This is a genomic window from Nitratireductor sp. OM-1 (assembly GCF_003296175.1).
Taxonomy (GTDB): domain Bacteria; phylum Pseudomonadota; class Alphaproteobacteria; order Rhizobiales; family Rhizobiaceae; genus Nitratireductor; species Nitratireductor aquimarinus.
The window spans coordinates 523,516-542,560 of record NZ_CP029209.1 but is presented as its reverse complement, the minus strand read 5'-3'; the positions used below and the strand labels follow the sequence as shown (position 1 = coordinate 542,560).

The window sequence follows — 19,045 nt, the reverse complement described above, 5'->3', positions numbered from 1 at the left end:
GGATCACACCTGATAATTGACTTTGCGGTCCATGGCGCGGAACTGCAGCACGGTGAACAGCACCGCCAGCACCATGAGCACGATGCTCTGCGCGGCCGAGGAACCGAGATTCATCATGATGAAGCCGTCCTGATAGACCTTGTAGACAAGGGTGGAGGTCGAGCCAGCGGGTCCACCGGCGGTCACCGCATCAATGATGCTGAACGTGTCGAACAGGCCGTAGACCATGTTGATGATGAAGAGATACATCACCACCGGCGCAATCAGCGGCAGGCTGATCGTGCGGAAACGTTCGAGCGGCCCCGCGCCGTCAATGGCGGCGGCTTCGCGCAGGCTCTGCGGCACGGCGAGCATAGCGGCGGCCAGAAAGATGTAGTCGTAGCAGATGTGTTTCCACACCGCCGAAATGGTGATCAGGATCAACGCATCGCTGGGGCGCAGGTTCGGGTCCCATGGCACGCCCATCGCATGCAGGGCCGAGGCCGCCGGACCGATGGCCGGGTTGAACAGATAGGCCCAGATGCCGCCGGAAATCACGGGAGCAATGGCGTAGGGCAGAAGAAGCACGCTGCGATAACCGACCTGCCCGCGAATGATCTGGTCCGTGGCGAAAGCCAGAACGCCGGCAATCCCGAGCGTCGCAATGTTCTGCACAACGGTGAACCAGAGGGTCAGCCAGGCGCTCTTGCGATAGGAGGGGTCGGAAAAGAGATCGACGAAATTCTGCAACCCGACAAAGATCTCCCGCCCGCCAAAGGGGTCGACCTGGACAAAGGCCAGAGACAGCGCCTTGAACGAGGGGATGAAGAAGAAGAACAGCAGGATCAGAAGCTGCGGCGACAATAGAAGCCCGGCGAGCCAGGTCTGGGTGTAATGCGCCTTCTTCAGCCCCGTTCCATCGTCCCGGAGCATCCGGGCGAGCAGCAGCCGCGAGGCGGGAAGAGAGGGCGCCGCAAGGCGCCCTCCTTGATGTGCCGGATTAATTGACGCCGGCATTGAGCTGCTCGTACTGACGCAGGATCTTGTTGCCGCGTTCAACGGAGGAATCAAGCGCTTCCTGAACGGTCTTTTGGCCGGTGAAGGCAGCCTGCAGTTCTTCCTGAATCACCGCCCACCACTGGTTGGAATTGCCGAAGCGCATGCCCCAGGAATTGTCGCTCGGCTCACCGCCGCGCGTGAGCTGCAAGAGGGCGATCTCGCGGGTCGGGTGCTCCTTGAAGAAGCCGTCCGTCTTCAGCTTGTCATAGGCTGCATGCGTCACCGGAATGTAGCCGGTCGTTGCGCTCCACCAGGCCTGCGTGTCAGGCTGTGCGACATATTCCAGGAAGGCAGCCGCCGCTTCGTATTCGGCGTCTTCCTTGCCTTTCAGAACCCACAGGGCAGCGCCGCCAAGGTTCGAGTTCTTCGGCTCGACACCGGCCTCGTAGGGCTGCATCGTCGCGCTCCAGTCGAACTGCGCCTCGGCTTCCACGCCTGCATGGCTTGCAGTGGAAGCGGACCAGGTGGAGCAGGTGCCGGAGTTGAAGAGCTGGCTTGGCGATGCGCCCTGCCCCGAAAGCTGGACGATGCCGTCATCGACCCACTTTTTCAGGCGCTCGGCCTGTTTGGTCACCATGGTGGTGTTATAGACATACTCAGTGTCGAGCCCGTCGCGGCCATTGGCCTGCGTGCCGAAAGGCTGATCGTTGATGGTGGAATAGGCCTCGATCAGCGACCAGACATAATCCGAGTTCAGAACCATCGCGCACTCGGTGACACCCTTGTCCTTCAGGGCGTAGAGCTGCTCTTCGAAGGCGTCCCACGTCTCGGCGGGGGCGTCGTAACCGGCGGCTTTGAAGTGGTCTGCATTGTACCACATGATGCCGGTGGACGAGTTGAACGGCAGTGCGTTCACCTTGTCGTCGACCACGTAATAGGCGGCGACGGAAGGAAGGAAATCATCCTTCTTCATGTCGATGCCATTGTCTTCCATCAGCGTGTTCACCGGCACGATGGCGTTGGAGTGCAGCATGGTCAGAACGCTGCGCTCGGTCGCCTGAATGATCGCCGGATGCTTGCCTGCCCGGTAGGCCGCGATCATCGCAGCAAAGGTTTCCTCGTAATTGCCCTTGCGGACGCCGACGACCTCATACTGGTCCTGACTCTCGTTGAAGTCGGAAATCATCGTCTGGATGGCCTCTTCGATGCGGCCGCCATTGGCGTACCACCACTCGATCGAGGTCTTGTCCTGAGCGAGCGCGCCCTGGGCCACTGTGGTCAGCAGCCCGGCAAGGCCGAGGGCGGCTGCGGTTCGGAAAAAGGTCGGCATGTCGTTCTCCATCGGGATCTGGTGACGTCGCCACTTGCGCCCCAGAACATCGATGGCTGGTTTGCCGGGCAGCGACATGGCCGAGGAATTAGGCGTCCATTGTTACAGGCCTGAGACATTTGTCGGTCATGCTGGGCAAATGCTCACCGGCTGCTTCGTGCAGCCGATGACGCATTCCAAAGAATTGAAAAGGCTGCGTTTTTCAAAATGAGAAATTCCACAGGCGACAATTATTCGGAACGGCTGGACGACGCCGCGCGGGCCGGCTGGCTCTATTACATCGCCGGCTACAAGCAGGACGAGATCGCCAGAACCATGGGTGTTTCGCGGCAGACGGCACAGCGTCTCGTCGCCATGGCCCTGCGCGAAAAACTGATCCGGATTCGTCTGGAACATCCCATCATGCGCTGCATGGAACTGGCGGACCGGCTGACCCGCGCCTTCGGGCTGGAAGCCTGCGACGTGGTTCCCTCCGCTCCCGGCGAGACGAGCCCGGTTGCGGGACTGGCCGAAGCCGGCGCGCGGGCCATGGAGCGCGAACTCTCCGCCGTGCGCGGGCGGGTGATCGCCGTCGGCACGGGCCGCACCCTGCGCGCCTGCGTGGAAGAGCTGACGCCGATGAACCGCCCGGACCACACAGTGGTGGCCCTGCTCGGGCACATGATGCCCGGCGGCCTCTCGACCCGCTTCAACGTGGTCGTGCGGCTGGCAGACCGGATCAATGCCGGGCACTACCCCATGCCGCTTCCCATCTATGCCCGCTCGGCGCGGGAGCGTGAAGTCTATCGTGAGCTCGATACGGTGAAGCAGATACACCGGCTTGCACGGGAGGCGGAAGTCACCTTTGTCGGGCTTGGAAATATCGGCCCCGATGCCCCGCTTCTGGTCGACGGGCTCATGTCGCAGAAGGAGGTCGACAGCTACATCGCGGCCGGGGCGGTGGGCGAGATGACCGGCTGGATCTTCAACGCGGAAGGCCGCCTGATCGAGGGTCTGGCCAATGACCGGGTGAACAGTGTGCCGCTCACAAGACGGAAGGGACGGCGCGTCTATTGTCTGGCGGCGGGATCAAGCCGCGTCACCGCCATTCGCGCCGCGCTGCGCGGCAGGCTGGTAAACTGCCTGATCACGAATGAAGCGACAGCCGAGGAGATTCTCGCTCTGTCCGGCCTCTAGCCGCCCAGCCTCAGGAGGCGGTCACGGCCTCGTTCTCCACTTCGTTGAGATAACGCCGGACGGGCAGCGGCAGCTTGCGCGATTTCTCCGACAGGACGCCGCAGCTCTGCAACAGCCGCCGCAGGTCCGGGTCGGACCCGACGGAACGCCAGATCGTTCGCCCGCTATAAGGCAGGTTTTCGCGCCGCCAGGACACGCCGATGGTAACCCCGCGCAGATAGTTGCGCTGATATTCGCCGAACGGCATCAGGATCGTTTCGCAGACAATGGGCTGCTGCCCCAGCCCGCGTTCCACGATGAACAGCCGGTTGCGCCAGAAAGCAGCCTGTCCCAGATATTTGGAGACCTGCCGGAACTCCTGTTCCTGATCGTACATGCGCTCGACGGTTTTCACCTCCACCTTACCGTCGCGCTCACGCAGCCGGGCGCAACTGCGCACGATTTTGCCCGGCCAGGACAGGCTTTTGTGAAAAAGTTCGTAATAACCGAGATATGCGCGCAATCGGCGCATGTCGCCCGGAAAAGCCTCGCTCAGAGGCGTGTCCGCCGCGCGCGGACCGGCGCCATCGGGGGACTCGAACATGGCCCTGAAGCGCAATTCCGACAATTCAAAATCTTCCGCCGAAATGCCGAAATAACGCGCGATAAGGCCCGTATTGTATGCAGATGGAAGGGTCTGGCCCGAAAGATATCTGTTGAATTGCTGCCGGTTTATCCCGATCTCGCGGCACACGCCCGCAACGGAGGGATGGGTGCTGCATGCGAAGCGCAGGTTCGCGGCAAAATTGGTGCGATCAGTGAACATAAACAGGCGAAATAGCTTCAACTAGCGTCAGTTAGCGTCAACATACGAAATTGAGACGCAATCGCAACCCTCCTACACACGTCCCACCTCAAACAATCCCAGCGCGAATCCCCGTCCGCATTTCATGCATCGGGGACGGTTTTGCCATGAAAATCGCCGCCGGGACCGCACGACGACAAGAAAAACGAAGGAAAATCGCTCGGATGAAAAATCGCATACCCGCCACCTGCAAGACATCTCACGACAATGTGCAAGACCTCGGCCGACGCCGTTTTCTGGGTTCTGCTGCCGCTGCAGGGTTCGTGCTGAGCGCTTCCGGCCTCCTTCTGCCTTCAAACGCACGTGCCGCCGATGAAAAGCCCCAGCGCGGCGGGCACTTGAAGCTCGGCCTCGACGGCGGCCAGACCACCGACATTCTCGACCCCGGCACCTATTCCGGCAGCACCATGTTCGTAGTCGGCTTCACCTGGGGCGACCGTCTGGTGACCACCGATCCCCAGAGCGGCGAGGCGCTGCCTTCGCTTGCTGAAAGCTGGAGCTCGTCCGCAGACGCGAAAGTCTGGACCTTCAAACTGCGCCAGGATGTGCGCTTCCATGACGGCAGCCCGCTCACGATGAACGACGTGGTGCAGACGCTGCGCCGCCATTCCGACAAGGACTCCAAATCCGCCGCCCTCGGCCTTCTCGAGGACATCGAGCGGATCGAAGAGCAGAATGGCGATCTGGTGATCACCCTCAAGAACGGCAATGCCGACCTGCCGCTTCTCCTGACCGACTACCACCTGCAGATCCAGCAGAATGGCGGCATGGACGACCCGGAAAACGTGATCGGCACCGGCCCCTACAAGCTGGAGAGTTTCGAGCCCGGCGTCCGCATCACCTTCACCCGCAACGAAGATGACTGGAACGAAGACCGCGGTTTCGTCGACAGTGTCGAGATCCTCGTCATCAACGACAACACGGCGCGGATTGCAGCGCTTTCCTCCGGCAAGGTGCACTTCATCAATTCGCTCGACCCGAAGACGATGAAGCTCCTGTCGCGCGCGCCGAATGTCGAAACCCTCAGCACACCGGGCAAGGGCTTCTATTCCTTCCTGATGCACGGCGACACCGCGCCGTTCGACAACAACGACCTGCGCATGGCGCTCAAGCTCGCCGTCGACCGTCAGGCAATGCTCGACAACATCCTTGGCGGCTATGGCACGCTCGGCAATGACTACCCGGTGAACGACGCCTACGCGCTTTCGCCCACGGGCATCCCGCAGCGCGAATACGATCCCGAGAAGGCCGCGTTCCACTACAAGAAATCCGGCCACGAAGGCCCCATCAGCCTGCGCACCTCCAATGCCGCATTCTCCGGCGCAGTGGATGCCGCCGTGCTCTTCCAGTCGACAGCCAAGGAAGCCGGCATCACGCTCGACATCAAGCGCGAGCCCGATGATGGCTACTGGTCCAATGTCTGGAACAAGAAGCCTTTCTGCGCTTCCTATTGGGGCGGTCGTCCGACACAGGACATTCGCTACACCACCACGCAGCTTTCTACCTCCACCTGGAACGACACCCGGTACAAGAACCTGGATTTCGACAGGAAGCTGCTTGAGGCGCGCGCCGAGACCGATCAGGAAAAGCGCGCTGCGCTGTACCAGGAAATGGCGATGATGGTGCGCGACAACAGCGGTCTGATCCTGCCCGTGTTCAACAACTATCTGAACGCGCAGGCCAAGAACGTGAAGGGCTGGGTCGACGATCTGGGCAACGACCTGTCCAACGGACAGATCGCCAGCCGCCTCTGGCTTGCCGCCTAATCCCTGAAACGGAGACGCCGCGCGGGCTCCTTCCAGCAGCCTGCGCGCGTCCGACCAATCAGACACATGAATGATCACATTCCGGTATTTCCCCTCGCGCGGCTGCATGGCCGCTATCCGCTGACAACCCGCATCGTCGGAAGGCTCCTTCTGAGCCTTGTCCTCCTCGTGGCCAGCTCCCTGCTGATCTTCGGCGGGATTGAAGCTCTACCCGGCGACTTCGCAACAACCTATCTCGGACAGGCCGCAACACCGCAGGCCGTGGCCAATATCCGTGCGGAACTGGGCCTCGATGCGCCCGCCTATGCGCGCTATCTCGACTGGGTCGCCGGCCTTCTGCATGGCGATTTCGGGCACTCCTGGGCCAGTGGCCAGGATATCGGCGCGCAGCTCGGCAGCCGGCTCAGCAACTCGCTGCTGCTCGCGGGCGCAGCCGCCATCATCGCGGTGCCGCTGTCCATCGGGCTTGGCCTCATCGCCGTGCTTTATCGCGACCGCCTCATCGACAGGCTCATCAACCTGTTCTCGCTCGCCGCCGTGTCGCTGCCCGAGTTCTTCGTCGCCTATCTGCTGATCCTTTGGCTGGTGGTCAAAAACCCCGTCGCCGCCTTCCCCGCGACCGTCTATGCGAGCATGGGGCTTGGCGCGAAACTCGTGACCATCGCCCTGCCCATTGCAACGCTGGTGCTCGTGGTAATCGCCCACATGATGCGCATGACACGCGCAGCGATCATCAACGTGATGGATTCGGCCTATATGGAAACGGCCGCGCTCAAGGGGCTCAGCCGCTGGCGCGCCATCCTGCTCCACGCAACGCCAAACGCGCTTGCGCCGATCATCAATGTGGTGGCGCTCAACCTAGCCTATCTCATCGTCGGTGTTGTGGTGGTCGAAGTGGTCTTCGTCTATCCGGGCATGGGGCAATACATGGTCGATGCCGTGACCGTACGCGACCTGCCCGTCGTGCAGGCCTGCGGGCTGGTGTTCGCCGCCATCTACATTCTCCTGAACATGACCGCGGACATTCTCTCCGTCCTCGCCAATCCCCGTCTGAGGCACCCGCGATGAAACAGACGCTGCGCTCTATTCCGGTCTCCGCGTGGATCGGCATGGCGGGTATCACCGTTGCCGTGATCTGCGCCCTCTTTGCACCGTGGCTTGCGCCCTATGGCGAAAACCAGATCGTCGGCGATCCCTGGGCCCCATCCAGTGCGGAATACCTGCTCGGGCTCGACAATCTTGGCCGGGATCTCCTGTCCCGCCTGATCTACGGCGCACGCACGACGCTCTTCGTCGCCTTCGTGTCCACGGTGCTGGCCTTCTCGCTCGGCTCGTTCCTGAGCTTCGCCGCCGCCGCCATGCGCGGACCGGTCGATGTCGGCCTGTCGCGCATCAACGATCTCCTGATGTCGATCCCGACGCTGATCTTCGCCCTCATCGTCCTGAGCGCCCTGCCCCAGAACATGACCGTGCTCATTCTGGTCATGGCCGTGCTCGACGCCACCCGCGTCTTCCGGCTGGGCCGCGCGCTGGCGCTGGACCTGTCCACGATGGACTTCGTGGAGGCCGCAAGGCTGCGGGGCGAAGGCACGCTTTGGATCATCTTCCGCGAAATCCTGCCCAATGCCCTGACCCCGCTTCTGGCTGAGTTCGGTCTGCGGCTCGCCTTCGCGGTTCTGTTCATCTCGACGCTCTCGTTTCTCGGCCTCGGCATTCAGCCGCCAACCGCCGACTGGGGCGGCATGGTCAAGGACAACAAGGATGGCATCATTTTCGGTGTCTCCGCAGCGCTCGTGCCGGGCGCGGCGATTGCCGTGCTCACCGTCTCCATCAATCTGGTGGTCGACTGGCTCCTGAAGCGCACATCAAGCCTGAAAGGAGGGCGCGGCGATGGATAAGCCCCTCAAGACCGACAACAGGCCCCTGTTGCAGGTGCGCGATCTGCGCATCGGCGCAACCGCTTACCCGCCGGGCGAGCCACCGCGCAAAATCGAGATCGTCAAGGGCGTCAGCTTCGATCTGGAGCGTGGAAAGGTGCTCGGCCTGATCGGTGAATCGGGCGCCGGAAAGTCCACTATCGGCCTCGCCGCACTCGCCTATGGGCGCGGCGGTGTGAAGATCACCGGCGGCAGGGTTCTTCTCGATGGCGAAGACATTCTGGGGCTCGGCAGCCGGGGCATACGCGGCGTGCGCGGTGCGCGGGTCTGCTATGTCTCGCAGTCGGCGGCAGCCTCGTTCAATCCGGCCCACCGGCTCATGGATCAGGTGATCGAGGCCACGCTGCGCCATGGCCTCGCGACCGCAGACGAGGCGCGCGCCCGTGCGGTGCGCCTCTTCGGCCTGCTGGGTCTGCCGGAGCCCGAAACCTTCGGCAACCGCTTCCCGCATCAGGTTTCAGGCGGTCAGCTTCAGCGCGCCATGACAGCCATGGCGCTTTGCCCCGAGCCGGAACTGATCGTGTTCGACGAGCCCACCACGGCGCTCGACGTGACCACCCAGATCGACGTGCTTGCGGCCATCAAAAGCGCCATAGAGCAGACCGGCACGGCGGCTCTCTACATCACGCACGACCTTGCCGTTGTCGCGCAGGTGGCCGACGACATCATGGTGCTGCGCCATGGGGAAACCGTGGAACATGCCGACACGCGCAAGATCATCGAGAACCCGGATGAAGACTACACGCGCGATCTGGTGAATGTGCGTGCGGTGCGCCACACCGAGGCTGCGGAGCAGTCGGACCACTTCTTTGAAATGGCGGGCATCAACGCCGCCTATGGCCCGACACCCGTTCTGCACGATGTGTCCCTGCACGTGCCCAGAGGGCAGACGCTTGCCATCGTTGGCGAGAGCGGTTCGGGCAAATCGACGCTTGCCCGTGTCGCGACCGGCCTCCTCGCCCCGAATACGGGCGACGTCCGCTTCGATGGCGAAACACTGCCGCCGCAGCTGAAGCACCGCACGCGCGAGCAATTGCGCCGCATGCAGATGATCTACCAGATGGCCGATACGGCCATGAATCCGCGCCAGACCGTCGGTCAGATCATCGGGCGTCCGCTGCGCTTTTACGAAGGGCTGCGCGGTGCCGGACAGCGCCGGCGCGTCGGTGAGCTGCTCGATCAGATCGAGATGGGCCAGGGCTTCATCGACCGCTATCCCGCAGAGCTTTCCGGCGGGCAGAAACAGCGTGTGGCCATCGCCCGTGCGCTGGCGGCAAAACCGGACCTGATCATCTGTGACGAGCCCACCTCGGCGCTCGATCCGCTGGTGGCGGACGGCATCCTCAAACTGCTGACCGGACTGCAGCGCGAACGTGGCCTGTCATACATTTTCATCACCCATGACATCGCCATCGTGCGCGCCATCGCCGACAGCGTCGCCGTGATGCATCGCGGCCGCCTCGTCCGCTTCGGACCGAAATCCGAGGCGCTCAGCCCTCCCTTCGACGCCTACACCAATCTCCTGCTCAAATCCGTGCCGGAGATGCGGCTTGGCTGGCTCGAAGAGGTGCTCTCCACCCGTCAGATCGAGAGCGCCGACAACTGACCCGTCGCCCGGGCGATCAAGGAGATCACCGGGCGACACGCATACCCAACTCAAGAAGGTTCATCATGTCGCAACAAGGCTTCACGACATCCGAAGATCACTGGATCACACTCAGGGACGGCACGCGTCTGGCGACCCGCATCTGGATGCCCGATTGCGCGCAGGACCGCCCGGTGCCGGCGGTTCTCGAATATCTGCCCTATCGCAAGCGGGGCGGCACGGAAGCACGCGATGAATCCACCTATCCGGTCTTTGCCGCAGCAGGCATTGCCGGCGTGCGCGTCGACATTCGTGGTTCCGGCGAATCCGAAGGCGTGATCGACGGCGAATACACGCCGCGCGAGCTCTCCGACGCCTGCGAAATCCTCGAATGGATCGCCGCACAGCCCTGGTCCAACGGCAATGTCGGCATGATGGGAATTTCCTGGGGCGGCTTCAACGGCCTTCAGGTCGCAGCGCTTCGGCCGCCGCAGCTCAAGGCGGTGATTTCCATCGCCTCCACCACGGATCGCTACAACGACGACATCCACTACAAGAATGGCACGCAGCTTTCCGCGCAGGCCTCCTGGGCGGGAACCATGCTCGCTTACCAGTCCCGCTCGCCAGACATTGCCGTAGCCGGCGAGAGCTGGCGCGAGATGTGGCTGGACCGGCTGGAGAACGAACCTTTCTTCATGGCCGAATGGCTCGCGCATCAGCGCCGCGACGCCTACTGGCAGCAGGGCTCCATCTGCGAGAATTTTGCCGACGTCGCCGTTCCTTCGCTGGTCATCGCCGGCTGGGCCGATGGTTATCGCAACACCCCGCTCAAGGCGATTGAGGGCATCGGCGATACGGCCAAGGCGCTGATCGGCCCCTGGGTTCACAAATACCCGCACTTCGCATGGCCCAGACCCCGCGTCGATTTCCACGCCGAGGCCATCGCCTGGTGGAAACACTGGCTTGAGGATGGCGACACGGGTGCGGAAAAACTGCCGCAGATGCGCGCCTACATCATTGACGGCGCCCGCCCGCTGCTGTGCCGCGAAGTGGATCCCGGCTTCTGGGTCGCCAAGCAACGCTGGGAGACGCCGCAGAACGACCTTTACGGCGTCTCGGCTGGCGGCGCCCTTGCGCCCGGCGAAGAGAACGAGGGAACGGGCCTGCACTTCCTGCGCTCCCCGCTCGACACGGGCACTGCGTCCGGCGACTGGTTCACCACCGCGCCCGGCCCGGAGCTCGCCGGCGATCAGCGGCCCGACAATGGCGGTTCGCTGTGCTTCGAAACTGCGCCGCTTCAGGAAGAAGCGGTCTATCTCGGCATGCCGGAACTCGTTCTGGAAGTGCGCTGCAGCGCCGACTGGGAGAACCTCGCCGCGCGGATCATCGACGTGCATCCCGACGGCACGGAAACCCGTGTCTGCTACGGCGTTCTCAATCTTGCCCACCGCAATGGCAATGCCGCGCCGGAAGCCATGCCGCATGACGAGCCCACCCGCATCCGCATGCAGCTCGACAATATGGGCTATCGCTTTGGCCCCGGCCACCGGATCAAGATTGCACTCTCGACATCCTACTGGCCGCTCATCCTGCCTTCGCCGGATGCGCCGGGCCTGACGATCGACACGGGCAGCCTGCGTCTTTCCATGCCCCTTCTCGGCGCGCATGAGCGCATCACCCTGCCCGAACCGGCCAACCCCGATCCCCTGCCAAAATACGACATGCCCTCTCCGGCACAGAGCAGGCGCGAAGTGGTCAGGGATCTGATCGCCGGCGTCACGCACTACCGGTTGCAGGAAGACACCGGCGCGGAAGTGCATCCGGTCCACGGGCTCCAGATGCAGGAAATCCGCGACGAGGACTGGTCCATCTCGCCTGACGATCCGCAATCCATGCGCGCCGACATCAAATGGACCACGATCCAGTCGCGGCCGGGCTGGGAAGCCGTCACGAAGATCACGTCGACACTCTCCTGCACGCGTGATCAATGGCTTGTCAGCGCACGCGTGAGCGCTTTCGAGAACGGCCAGCCCCTGTTCTCGAAGACCTATGAGAAATCCATTCCCCGCGATTTCATGTAAGCGCGGTCTCATCGCATGAAAAAGGGCGCACCGGCTTCAAGGCACGGTGCGCCCTTCATTCAAGCAACACTGACAGCTAGCGCATGCGGCCGATCTCGGTCAGCAGCGCCGCACCCGTCTTGATCCCATCAATGAAACGCTCAATCTCGAGGTTTTCGTTGGGCGCATGATTGGCTTCGTCGGCATTCGCATAGGGCACCACGAAAGCCGGCTTCTTCAGGATTTTCGTGAAGACATAATCCGGCAGGCTGCCGCCAACCGTCGGATAGAGCAGCGGCTCCACGCCGCGCGCGGCCTTCACGGCCTTGCTGATCGCCTCAGCATAGGGCGAGTCCATAGGCGTCTTGGAAGGAAGCATGCCGTTCAGCGGTATGAATTCGACACCCGGCGCGTGACGCTCCACATGCGCGGCCACCTTCTCGAAGACGTAGTCCGGCGTCAGCGGTTCAACCAGCCTGATATCGCATTTCACGAACGCCTCGCAGGGCAGAACCGTCTTCATGCCCGGTCCGTCATAGCCGCTGTGAAAGCCGTTGATCGTCAGGGTCGGGTGGAACATCAGGCGGTCGAAATAGCCCCGCTCCAGCGGACCATCCAGTTCGGCCAGTCCGAGTTCGGCCTTGACCTCCTCCACGTCGAGCGGAATTTTCGAGATCGCCTCCCGCTCCGAGTTCGTCGCCGGGATTACCGGTTCCGTCAGCCCTTCGATGGTGATCTCGCCTGCGGCGTTCTTCATCGTCGAAAGGAGATGGACCAGCTTCCAGGCGGCGTTCGGCACGACACCCCCGAAATTGCCCGAGTGAACATCGCGCCCGGCTGTTTTGGCCCGCAGCTCAAACCCCGCCACACCACGCACGCCAAACGTGACCACAGGCAGCCCCGACTCATGCAGCGGCCCGTCCGAGGTCACCACAAGATCGGCCTGCAGGCGATCGGCATGTTCGCGCACGAAATCGGCAATGTGCGGGCTGCCGATTTCCTCCTCGCCTTCCAGTAAAAAGATGATGTTGCACGGAAGATCGCCATGAACGGCCAGATGGGACTCGATGGCGAGAATCTGGGCGAAGTGCTGGCCCTTGTTGTCGCCAATGCCCCGCGCATAGATCCTTCCGTTGCGGATCGTCGGTTCGAAGGGCGGGCTGTCCCAAAGCTCCAGCGGGTCCGGCGGCTGAACGTCATAGTGACCGTAGAGCAGGATGGTCGGCTTGTCGGGTGAGACATCGCGCCTGGCGAGAACCATCGGATGGTTCTTTGTCGCAACCGTTTCCGCCTCCATGCCGAGCCCTTTCAGCATGTCGACGAGCAGATCGGCGACCTCGCGAATGCCGATGTCGTGAGCGCTGATGCTAGGATGGCTCACATAGTCCATCACCCGCGCGATAAACACCTCGCTGTTGGCGTCCACATGCTCGAAGACTTTCTGCAATTCGTCGTCAGAAGCGCTCATACAGCCGTTCCTTCCTGTCGTGTGAGGATGATCGCTCCAACCGCATGCGCCTCGCCCGTCCAGCCCGGCGGCACGAGAATCGTCGTGTCGAGCTGCGTGAGGATAACCGGTCCATCGAAGCGTGTCCCGGCCCCGATTGTGTTGCGGTCGATCAGCGGAACGTCACGGGTTCCATCGGCAAACTGCACCGGCGCATGATCGTAAGCTTCAAGGGGACCACCCGGTTGAAGCCCGTCACGCGGCGGTTCCGATGTCAGGCCCGTGGCCTCAACCCGCAGCGTGACCAGTTCGATGGGCGCATCAAGCGCAAAACCGTAGAGCGCCTTGTGTTCGGCGGTGAAAGCCTCTTCCACGGCTTCGCGCGTTTCCGCCCAGGGGATCGCTATTTCGCCACCCTGCCCGTAATAGCGCAACAGCGCCACGCGATCCGTCTGCCGCTTGTCTTCGGGAACGCCCTCCACCGTCAGCCACGCATCGGCCTGCTGTTCAAGCTCCCCGAAAATCCCTTTCGCGGTTACGACGTCAATCGCCCCGGCCTTTGGCAGGGTCCGGCTGAACTCGGCCTTGAGATCGGCTGCAAGCAGCCCGTCGGCGCATAGCACACCCGGCGCGGGCGGGATCATCACGCGCGAAATGCCCAACAGCTCCGCAAGGGCGCAGCCATGCAGCGGGCCGGCCCCGCCGAAGGGCACCAGTGTGAAGTGGCGCGGATCGTGCCCGCGCTCGACGGACACCACACGAACAGCGCCAACCATGTGGTTGTCGACGATCTGGAGAACGCCGCGCGCTGCTGCCTCGAGCGACAGGCCCAGCGGTTCGGCGACCCCTTTTCGCACCACCTCGCGCGCTGCCTCGACATCAAGGCCCATGCGCCCGCCCAGCAGCTTCTCAGGCAGATGACCAAGCACCACATGGGCATCGGTGACGGTCGCATCCTGCCCGCCATGGCCATAGGCCGCTGGCCCCGGCCTTGCGCCGGCGCTGCGCGGCCCCACGGTCAGGGTCGCGTCCTCGACGGCGGCAATCGACCCGCCGCCGGCACCAATCGTCACCAAGTCCACCATCGGCAGCGGCAGCGGCCAGTCGCCAACCTTGCCATGCTGCGTGAGGTCGATCCTGCCATCCTTGATCAGGCAAATGTCGGCGCTGGTTCCGCCGATATCGACGGTGATCAGATCGCGAATACCACATGCGGCGGCAATCGCGCGTGCACCGACCACCCCGGCCGCTGGCCCCGACAACGCCGTAAGCGCTGGCGCTTCGCGGATTGCCGCCGCACCGGCCACTCCGCCATTCGACTTCATCAGAAGCAGCGGGGCGGCGACCTTTTCATCTTCGAGCCGGCGTTCCAGCCGGCCCACATAGCTTGTGACACCCGGCATCACCGCAGCATTCAGCGCAGTGGTGAGCGAACGCTCATACTCACGCACCACGGGCAGCACATCGGTCGAGATCGTCACCGCAATGTCCGGCAGTTCCTCCCGCAGAATTTCGGCCACCCGCCTTTCATGCGCGGGATTTGCGAACGCATGCATGAGGCAGACACCAACGGCTTCCACATTCATGGCGCGAATGGCGCTCGCCGCCTGCCTGACACTGTCTTCGTCAAGCGTTTCCAGAACCGCGCCGCCTGCCGCAAGCCGTTCATCCACCTCGACGATCCGCGATGCGGGAACGGGGCGCTCGGGCTTCACCCAATTGTAGAGATTGGCCTTGCGCGGGATGTCCTGCCGGCCGATGGCGAGCACGTGGCGAAAGCCGCGTGTGGTGACAAGCGCCGTACGCGCGCCCTTGCCCTCAAGTATCATGTTGGTGGCGACGGTCGTGCCATGCAGCACGCGGGCAAGATCGCTCGCCTCCGCGCCCGCATCCGCGAGCGCCAGTCTTATGCCGGTCAGAAAGGCCTCTGAAGGATCCTGCGGCACGCTGGGCGTCTTGGCGCGCCACACTTTTCCGCTCGACCGGTCGAGAAGGGAGATGTCGGTAAAGGTGCCGCCGATATCGACAGCGATGGCGAGGGAAGATTCAGCTGAGGACATCGACATACTCCTGACGATGGAAACGACGGTGGGCAGGACGTTCGGCGCGGGCGGCAACGGTGGCATCGGCGTCCACCCGGTTGCCTTCCATCACCACGCCATAAAGGCTTCTGGCTGCTTCAGGGCTGACGAACCCGCCCAGAACATCCTCGATCACCTTGCCGACCGGACGGTCGAAGGGATGGCCATGGCCGCCGCCCCCGCCGGTCTCGATGCGCAGAATGTCGCCGCGCACCAGCCTGTTGCCGTCCGAGAGCGGTGCCAGAACCTGCTCCCGGTCGGTTCCCGGATTGACGATGGCCCGGCCGGAACCGCCACCCTGACCCCCATCGATGCCCCAGGGAGGGTTCTTCACACTGTCGATACGAACCGCCAGCACCGCGTCCTCGGCCATCACCTCGTATTCGCGCACGATGCCGCAACCACCGCGGTGGCGTCCTGCGCCGCCAGAGTCCTGCGCGATGCCATAGGTGCGCAACCGCACCGGATAACCGAGTTCGAGGAATTCGACCGGATAGTTTTCCTGCGCAACGAAATAGACCGCATCGATGCCATCGGCATCGGGGCGCGCGCCGTATCCGACGCCAATCCCGTCTGCCAGAAGAAAACGCTCCAGCTCGCCCGCTTCATTGCGGAAATTGCCGCGCATGATGCTGATCACATAGGCCGAATTGGCAGCCGGCGCTTCGCCTTTCGCAACATTCACCAGCCCGCTCATGGCGGAGATGACGCGCATCGCCGTCAGTCCGCGCATGCCAAGAGGTGCGGGGAAACGCGGCGCAAGCAGCGAACCTTCGCGCAGCTTGACCGCATCGATGGCGTTCGGGCCACCCGCATTGCAGACCTGCGCCGGGTCGCCACCCAGATAGTAGAGGCCGAGCGCCATGCCCGGCACACCCTCATTCATGAGATAGTTGACCGGGCCGGGAGCCTGATCGTCTGTCTCGGTTGCATCGAAGGTGAAACGGTCTTCCCCGTCGCTGCCCTTCTCGCGGGAGAGCGAAAAACGGATCTTGAACGGCCCGTTTCCGTGCCCGTCGCCATCAATGGCATCGGTGAAACTATGCGTACCGTAATCAAAGGTCTCGGCCAGTTTCGTGCGCACCAGACGACGTGTGCGGGCAAGCAGCTGGTCGAATGCATCGGCAACCACATCAGCGCCGAACCGGTCGATGATTTCACCGACACGCCGAACACCAAGATCGACGGACGCCATCAGGGCGCGCATGTCGCCATTGCTCTGTTCGGGAAAACGCGAATTGCGATGGAAGATCGACAGCGCGGCCTCGTTGGTCTGCCCCGCATCGATCAGCTTCGTGACGGGAACAATGATGCCTTCCTGAAAGATCTCGGTGGCATCCGGGCTGATCGAGCCCGGGCGGATGCCGCCGATATCGGCAAAATGCGCCCAGCTCATCACGAAGGCGCAGCGTCGGCCATTGCGGAACACCGGTGCGAGCAGAACCTGATCGTTTGAGTGCGAAACCGCACCGCGCGAACCGTAGCAGTCATTGTACCAGTAGAGGTCGCCCGGCTGCATCGTATCGGCGGGAAATTTTTCGAAAACCGGACCGGTCATGTCGCCGAAGATCGGCACCATCGAACCAACGGCCATCACTCCGTCTGCATCGAACAGCGCGGTGTAAAAGTCCTTCTTCTCGCGAATAAACGCGGAAATCGCGGTGCGCTCCAGAAGCGCTTCCATCTCGGCCTGCGCGGCGGCGATTGCGCCGCGAATGATCTCCAGCGAAACCGGGTCGCAGACCGGCGTGTCGCATTCGGGCGGTGGGGTGGATGGCGAGGATTGAAGCATTTGCTTTCCTTATCAATGGCCGGTGCGACGTCGCTTCGTCACACGCTGACAACGATATTGCCGAGGCTTCCGCGCTCGACATGCTCATGGGCATCCGCGATCTCGCGGAGGGGGTAGGTAGCGCCGATGGCAACGTGCAGACGCGCCTCCTCGGCAAGACGGGTCAGCATCGCCTCTCCGGCGCGCCGGGAAGCAGACGGAATGTTGAAGCCCTGAATGAAGCGCAGGTTCGCGCCTTTGTTGGCGAAGGCGTAATAGGGGAGAACGGGCTCGGGATCGCTGCTGCAGGAATAGGAAGCAATGGTCCCGTTGGCTTTCAGAATGGCGATGTCGCTCAGCCGGTTCGCGGCAAAGTCCACCTCGATGATGCGGTCGACCCCCTCGCCCTCCGTTATGTCCAAAACGCGCGCGACAACATCCTCGCGCTTGCGGTCGATGATCTCGCTTGCGCCGGCTCTCCGGGCATGGCTCGCCGCCTCGTCACTGCTCACGGTCCCGATGACGCGCGCACCGCCGGCCCGGGCGAGTTGCACTGCGAAATGACCAACCGCACCCGCAGCGCCATTGACCAGTATCGTCTGACCCTCCACCGGCCCATCGGCGAAGACCGCGCGATAGGCCGTCATCGCCGGCACGCCGAGACACGCTCCGTCCTCAAAGCTCAAGCCTTTGGGAAGCGGCGCCGCCTGATCGGCAGGGATCGCCACATATTCCGCAGCCGTTCCGAATGCTCGGCCTGCGGTTCCGTAGCCGCCCTGCGCGTTCCAGAGCCAGACACGCTCGCCGACGCGCGTGCGGTCCACGCCCGCGCCCACATCGGCGATTTCGCCTGCGCCATCCGTGTGCGGGATCGCCAATGCGTGTTCCATCGCCATGCCGTGCCAGCCAGCCCGGCGTTTCACGTCGGCGGGATTGATGCCCGATGCACGCACCCGCACCAGAACCTCGCCCTTGGCGGGAACAGGTACGGCCTGTTCGCCCAGTTCAAGCACCTCCCGGGCCGGCCCTGTGCGCGTGTAAAAAGCTGCAAACATTGTTTCGTCCAGTCCTGACGGCAAGTGTTCAGAAAAGATGACAGGCGACCTTGCGGCTGCCTGCGGGACGCAGCGCCGGCGCTTCTTTGGCGCAACGGTCGAAAGCGAGCGGGCAACGGTCTCGGAACACGCAACCCGAAGGCGGATTGCGTGGATCAGGCGCGCCACGGCCAATGGGAAGCGGATCATGGCTCTGGTCGGGATGCGGCACCGGAACGGCCGCCACCAGCGCCTTGGTGTATGGGTGCAGCGGCTCGTGGACGATGTCCTCGGTCGGTCCATCTTCCATGATGCGGCCCAGATACATGACGATGGTTCGCTCGCAGACATACCGCACAAGGGCCAGGTCGTGACTGATGTAGATCGCAGTCAGGTTCAGCCGGTCGCGCACATCGCGAAACACGTTCAGAACGCCTGCACGCACCGACACGTCGAGCATCGAAACCGGTTCATCCGCAACCACGAAGTCGGGTTGCAGGATGAGCGCCCGCGCCATCACCACGCGCTGCAACTGGCCGCCCGATAATTGGTGCGGATACCGGTCAAGATATTGCTGTGGCTGTGGCAGGCGCACGAGTTCCAACGCTTCGATGATGCGCCCTTCACGTTCGGCTGCCGGAATGCCGGCATTCTCCAGCGGTTCGGCCAGTGTGGCACGGATCGTGAAGCGTGGGTTCACCGCTTCGAACGGGTTCTGGAAGATGAGCTGCGCCTTGGCGCGATAGCGCTTGAGCGCCGGTCCCTTCAGACCGGAAAGCGCATCGCCGGCGAACTCGATCTCGCCACCGGTCGCCTCTTCAAGCTTGAGAAGCAGCCGCCCCATGGAGGTCTTGCCGCAGCCGGACTCTCCCAGAAGGCCGACACTCTCGCCCTTCTGGATCTCGAATGTCACACCGTCCACCGCCTTGACGACGGAGGAGTGGCCACGCATCGCCGAAAAGGCGCTGCCGACCCGGTAATGGAGCTGGGCATCCTTGACGGAGACCAGCGGCTTGGGTGGTTTCGACACAGCCAA

14 protein-coding genes are annotated in these 19,045 nt (G+C 63.0%); 6 read left to right on the top strand and 8 right to left on the bottom strand.

The features are described 5' to 3' along the window. Positions 1-3: 3 nt before the first annotated feature. On the bottom strand, positions 4-912 hold the full coding sequence (locus DEJ54_RS21610) for an ABC transporter permease subunit (RefSeq protein WP_245447823.1): 909 nt from the start codon (positions 910-912) through the stop codon (positions 4-6). A gap of 67 nt (positions 913-979) precedes the next feature. Beyond that, the gene (locus tag DEJ54_RS21605; protein ID WP_113157140.1) at positions 980-2,308 is read right to left on the bottom strand and encodes an extracellular solute-binding protein; all 1,329 of its coding nucleotides are present in this window, start codon (positions 2,306-2,308) and stop codon (positions 980-982) included. Between the two features lie 207 nt (positions 2,309-2,515). Here DEJ54_RS21605 and DEJ54_RS21600 point away from each other — a divergent pair, with 207 nt between their 5' ends. Continuing rightward, positions 2,516-3,484: a sugar-binding transcriptional regulator gene (locus DEJ54_RS21600; protein WP_113156813.1), complete on the top strand. Its 969-nt coding sequence runs from the start codon at positions 2,516-2,518 to the stop codon at positions 3,482-3,484. 10 nt (positions 3,485-3,494) lie between these two features. Here the strand turns inward: DEJ54_RS21600 and DEJ54_RS21595 are convergent, their stop codons facing one another. Then, positions 3,495-4,289: a helix-turn-helix transcriptional regulator gene (locus DEJ54_RS21595; protein WP_113156812.1), complete on the bottom strand. Its 795-nt coding sequence runs from the start codon at positions 4,287-4,289 to the stop codon at positions 3,495-3,497. Between the two features lie 203 nt (positions 4,290-4,492). On the opposite strand from DEJ54_RS21595, the gene DEJ54_RS21590 reads away from it, so the two are divergent. The 5 genes from DEJ54_RS21590 (at position 4,493) to DEJ54_RS21570 (ending at position 11,697) form a co-directional block, all read left to right on the top strand. After that, positions 4,493-6,094: an ABC transporter substrate-binding protein gene (locus DEJ54_RS21590; protein WP_113156811.1), complete on the top strand. Its 1,602-nt coding sequence runs from the start codon at positions 4,493-4,495 to the stop codon at positions 6,092-6,094. Positions 6,095-6,160: 66 nt separating this feature from the next. After that, entirely contained in the window at positions 6,161-7,162 is a 1,002-nt protein-coding gene (locus tag DEJ54_RS21585) for an ABC transporter permease (RefSeq protein WP_113156810.1), read from the top strand. Next, positions 7,159-7,992: an ABC transporter permease gene (locus DEJ54_RS21580; protein WP_113156809.1), complete on the top strand. Its 834-nt coding sequence runs from the start codon at positions 7,159-7,161 to the stop codon at positions 7,990-7,992. Before DEJ54_RS21585 ends, DEJ54_RS21580 begins: the two co-directional genes overlap by 4 nt. After that, a complete protein-coding gene (locus DEJ54_RS21575; RefSeq protein WP_113156808.1) occupies positions 7,985-9,637 on the top strand; it encodes an ABC transporter ATP-binding protein in 1,653 nt (550 codons plus the stop codon). The genes DEJ54_RS21580 and DEJ54_RS21575 overlap by 8 nt, the downstream gene beginning before the upstream one ends. Before the next feature lie 65 nt (positions 9,638-9,702). After that, on the top strand, positions 9,703-11,697 hold the full coding sequence (locus tag DEJ54_RS21570) for a CocE/NonD family hydrolase (protein WP_113156807.1): 1,995 nt from the start codon (positions 9,703-9,705) through the stop codon (positions 11,695-11,697). Between the two features lie 76 nt (positions 11,698-11,773). Here DEJ54_RS21570 and DEJ54_RS21565 read toward each other — a convergent pair whose 3' ends face one another. From DEJ54_RS21565 to DEJ54_RS21545, 5 genes are read right to left on the bottom strand one after another with little or no spacing between them, the layout of a single operon-like run. Further along, positions 11,774-13,144, bottom strand: a complete 1,371-nt coding sequence (locus DEJ54_RS21565; protein ID WP_113156806.1) for a M20/M25/M40 family metallo-hydrolase — start codon at positions 13,142-13,144, stop codon at positions 11,774-11,776. Continuing rightward, a complete protein-coding gene (locus DEJ54_RS21560; protein WP_245447822.1) occupies positions 13,141-15,183 on the bottom strand; it encodes a hydantoinase/oxoprolinase family protein in 2,043 nt (680 codons plus the stop codon). Before DEJ54_RS21560 ends, DEJ54_RS21565 begins: the two co-directional genes overlap by 4 nt. Beyond that, positions 15,170-16,996 carry a hydantoinase B/oxoprolinase family protein gene (locus DEJ54_RS21555; RefSeq protein ID WP_113156804.1) on the bottom strand — a complete coding sequence of 609 codons (1,827 nt, stop codon included), beginning with the start codon at positions 16,994-16,996 and terminating at the stop codon, positions 15,170-15,172. Before DEJ54_RS21555 ends, DEJ54_RS21560 begins: the two co-directional genes overlap by 14 nt. A gap of 38 nt (positions 16,997-17,034) precedes the next feature. Then, positions 17,035-18,030, bottom strand: coding sequence for an NADPH:quinone reductase (locus DEJ54_RS21550; protein WP_113156803.1), 996 nt, complete (start codon positions 18,028-18,030; stop codon positions 17,035-17,037). Positions 18,031-18,058: 28 nt separating this feature from the next. Beyond that, a complete protein-coding gene (locus DEJ54_RS21545) occupies positions 18,059-19,039 on the bottom strand; it encodes an ABC transporter ATP-binding protein (protein WP_224873538.1) in 981 nt (326 codons plus the stop codon). Positions 19,040-19,045: the final 6 nt, after the last annotated feature.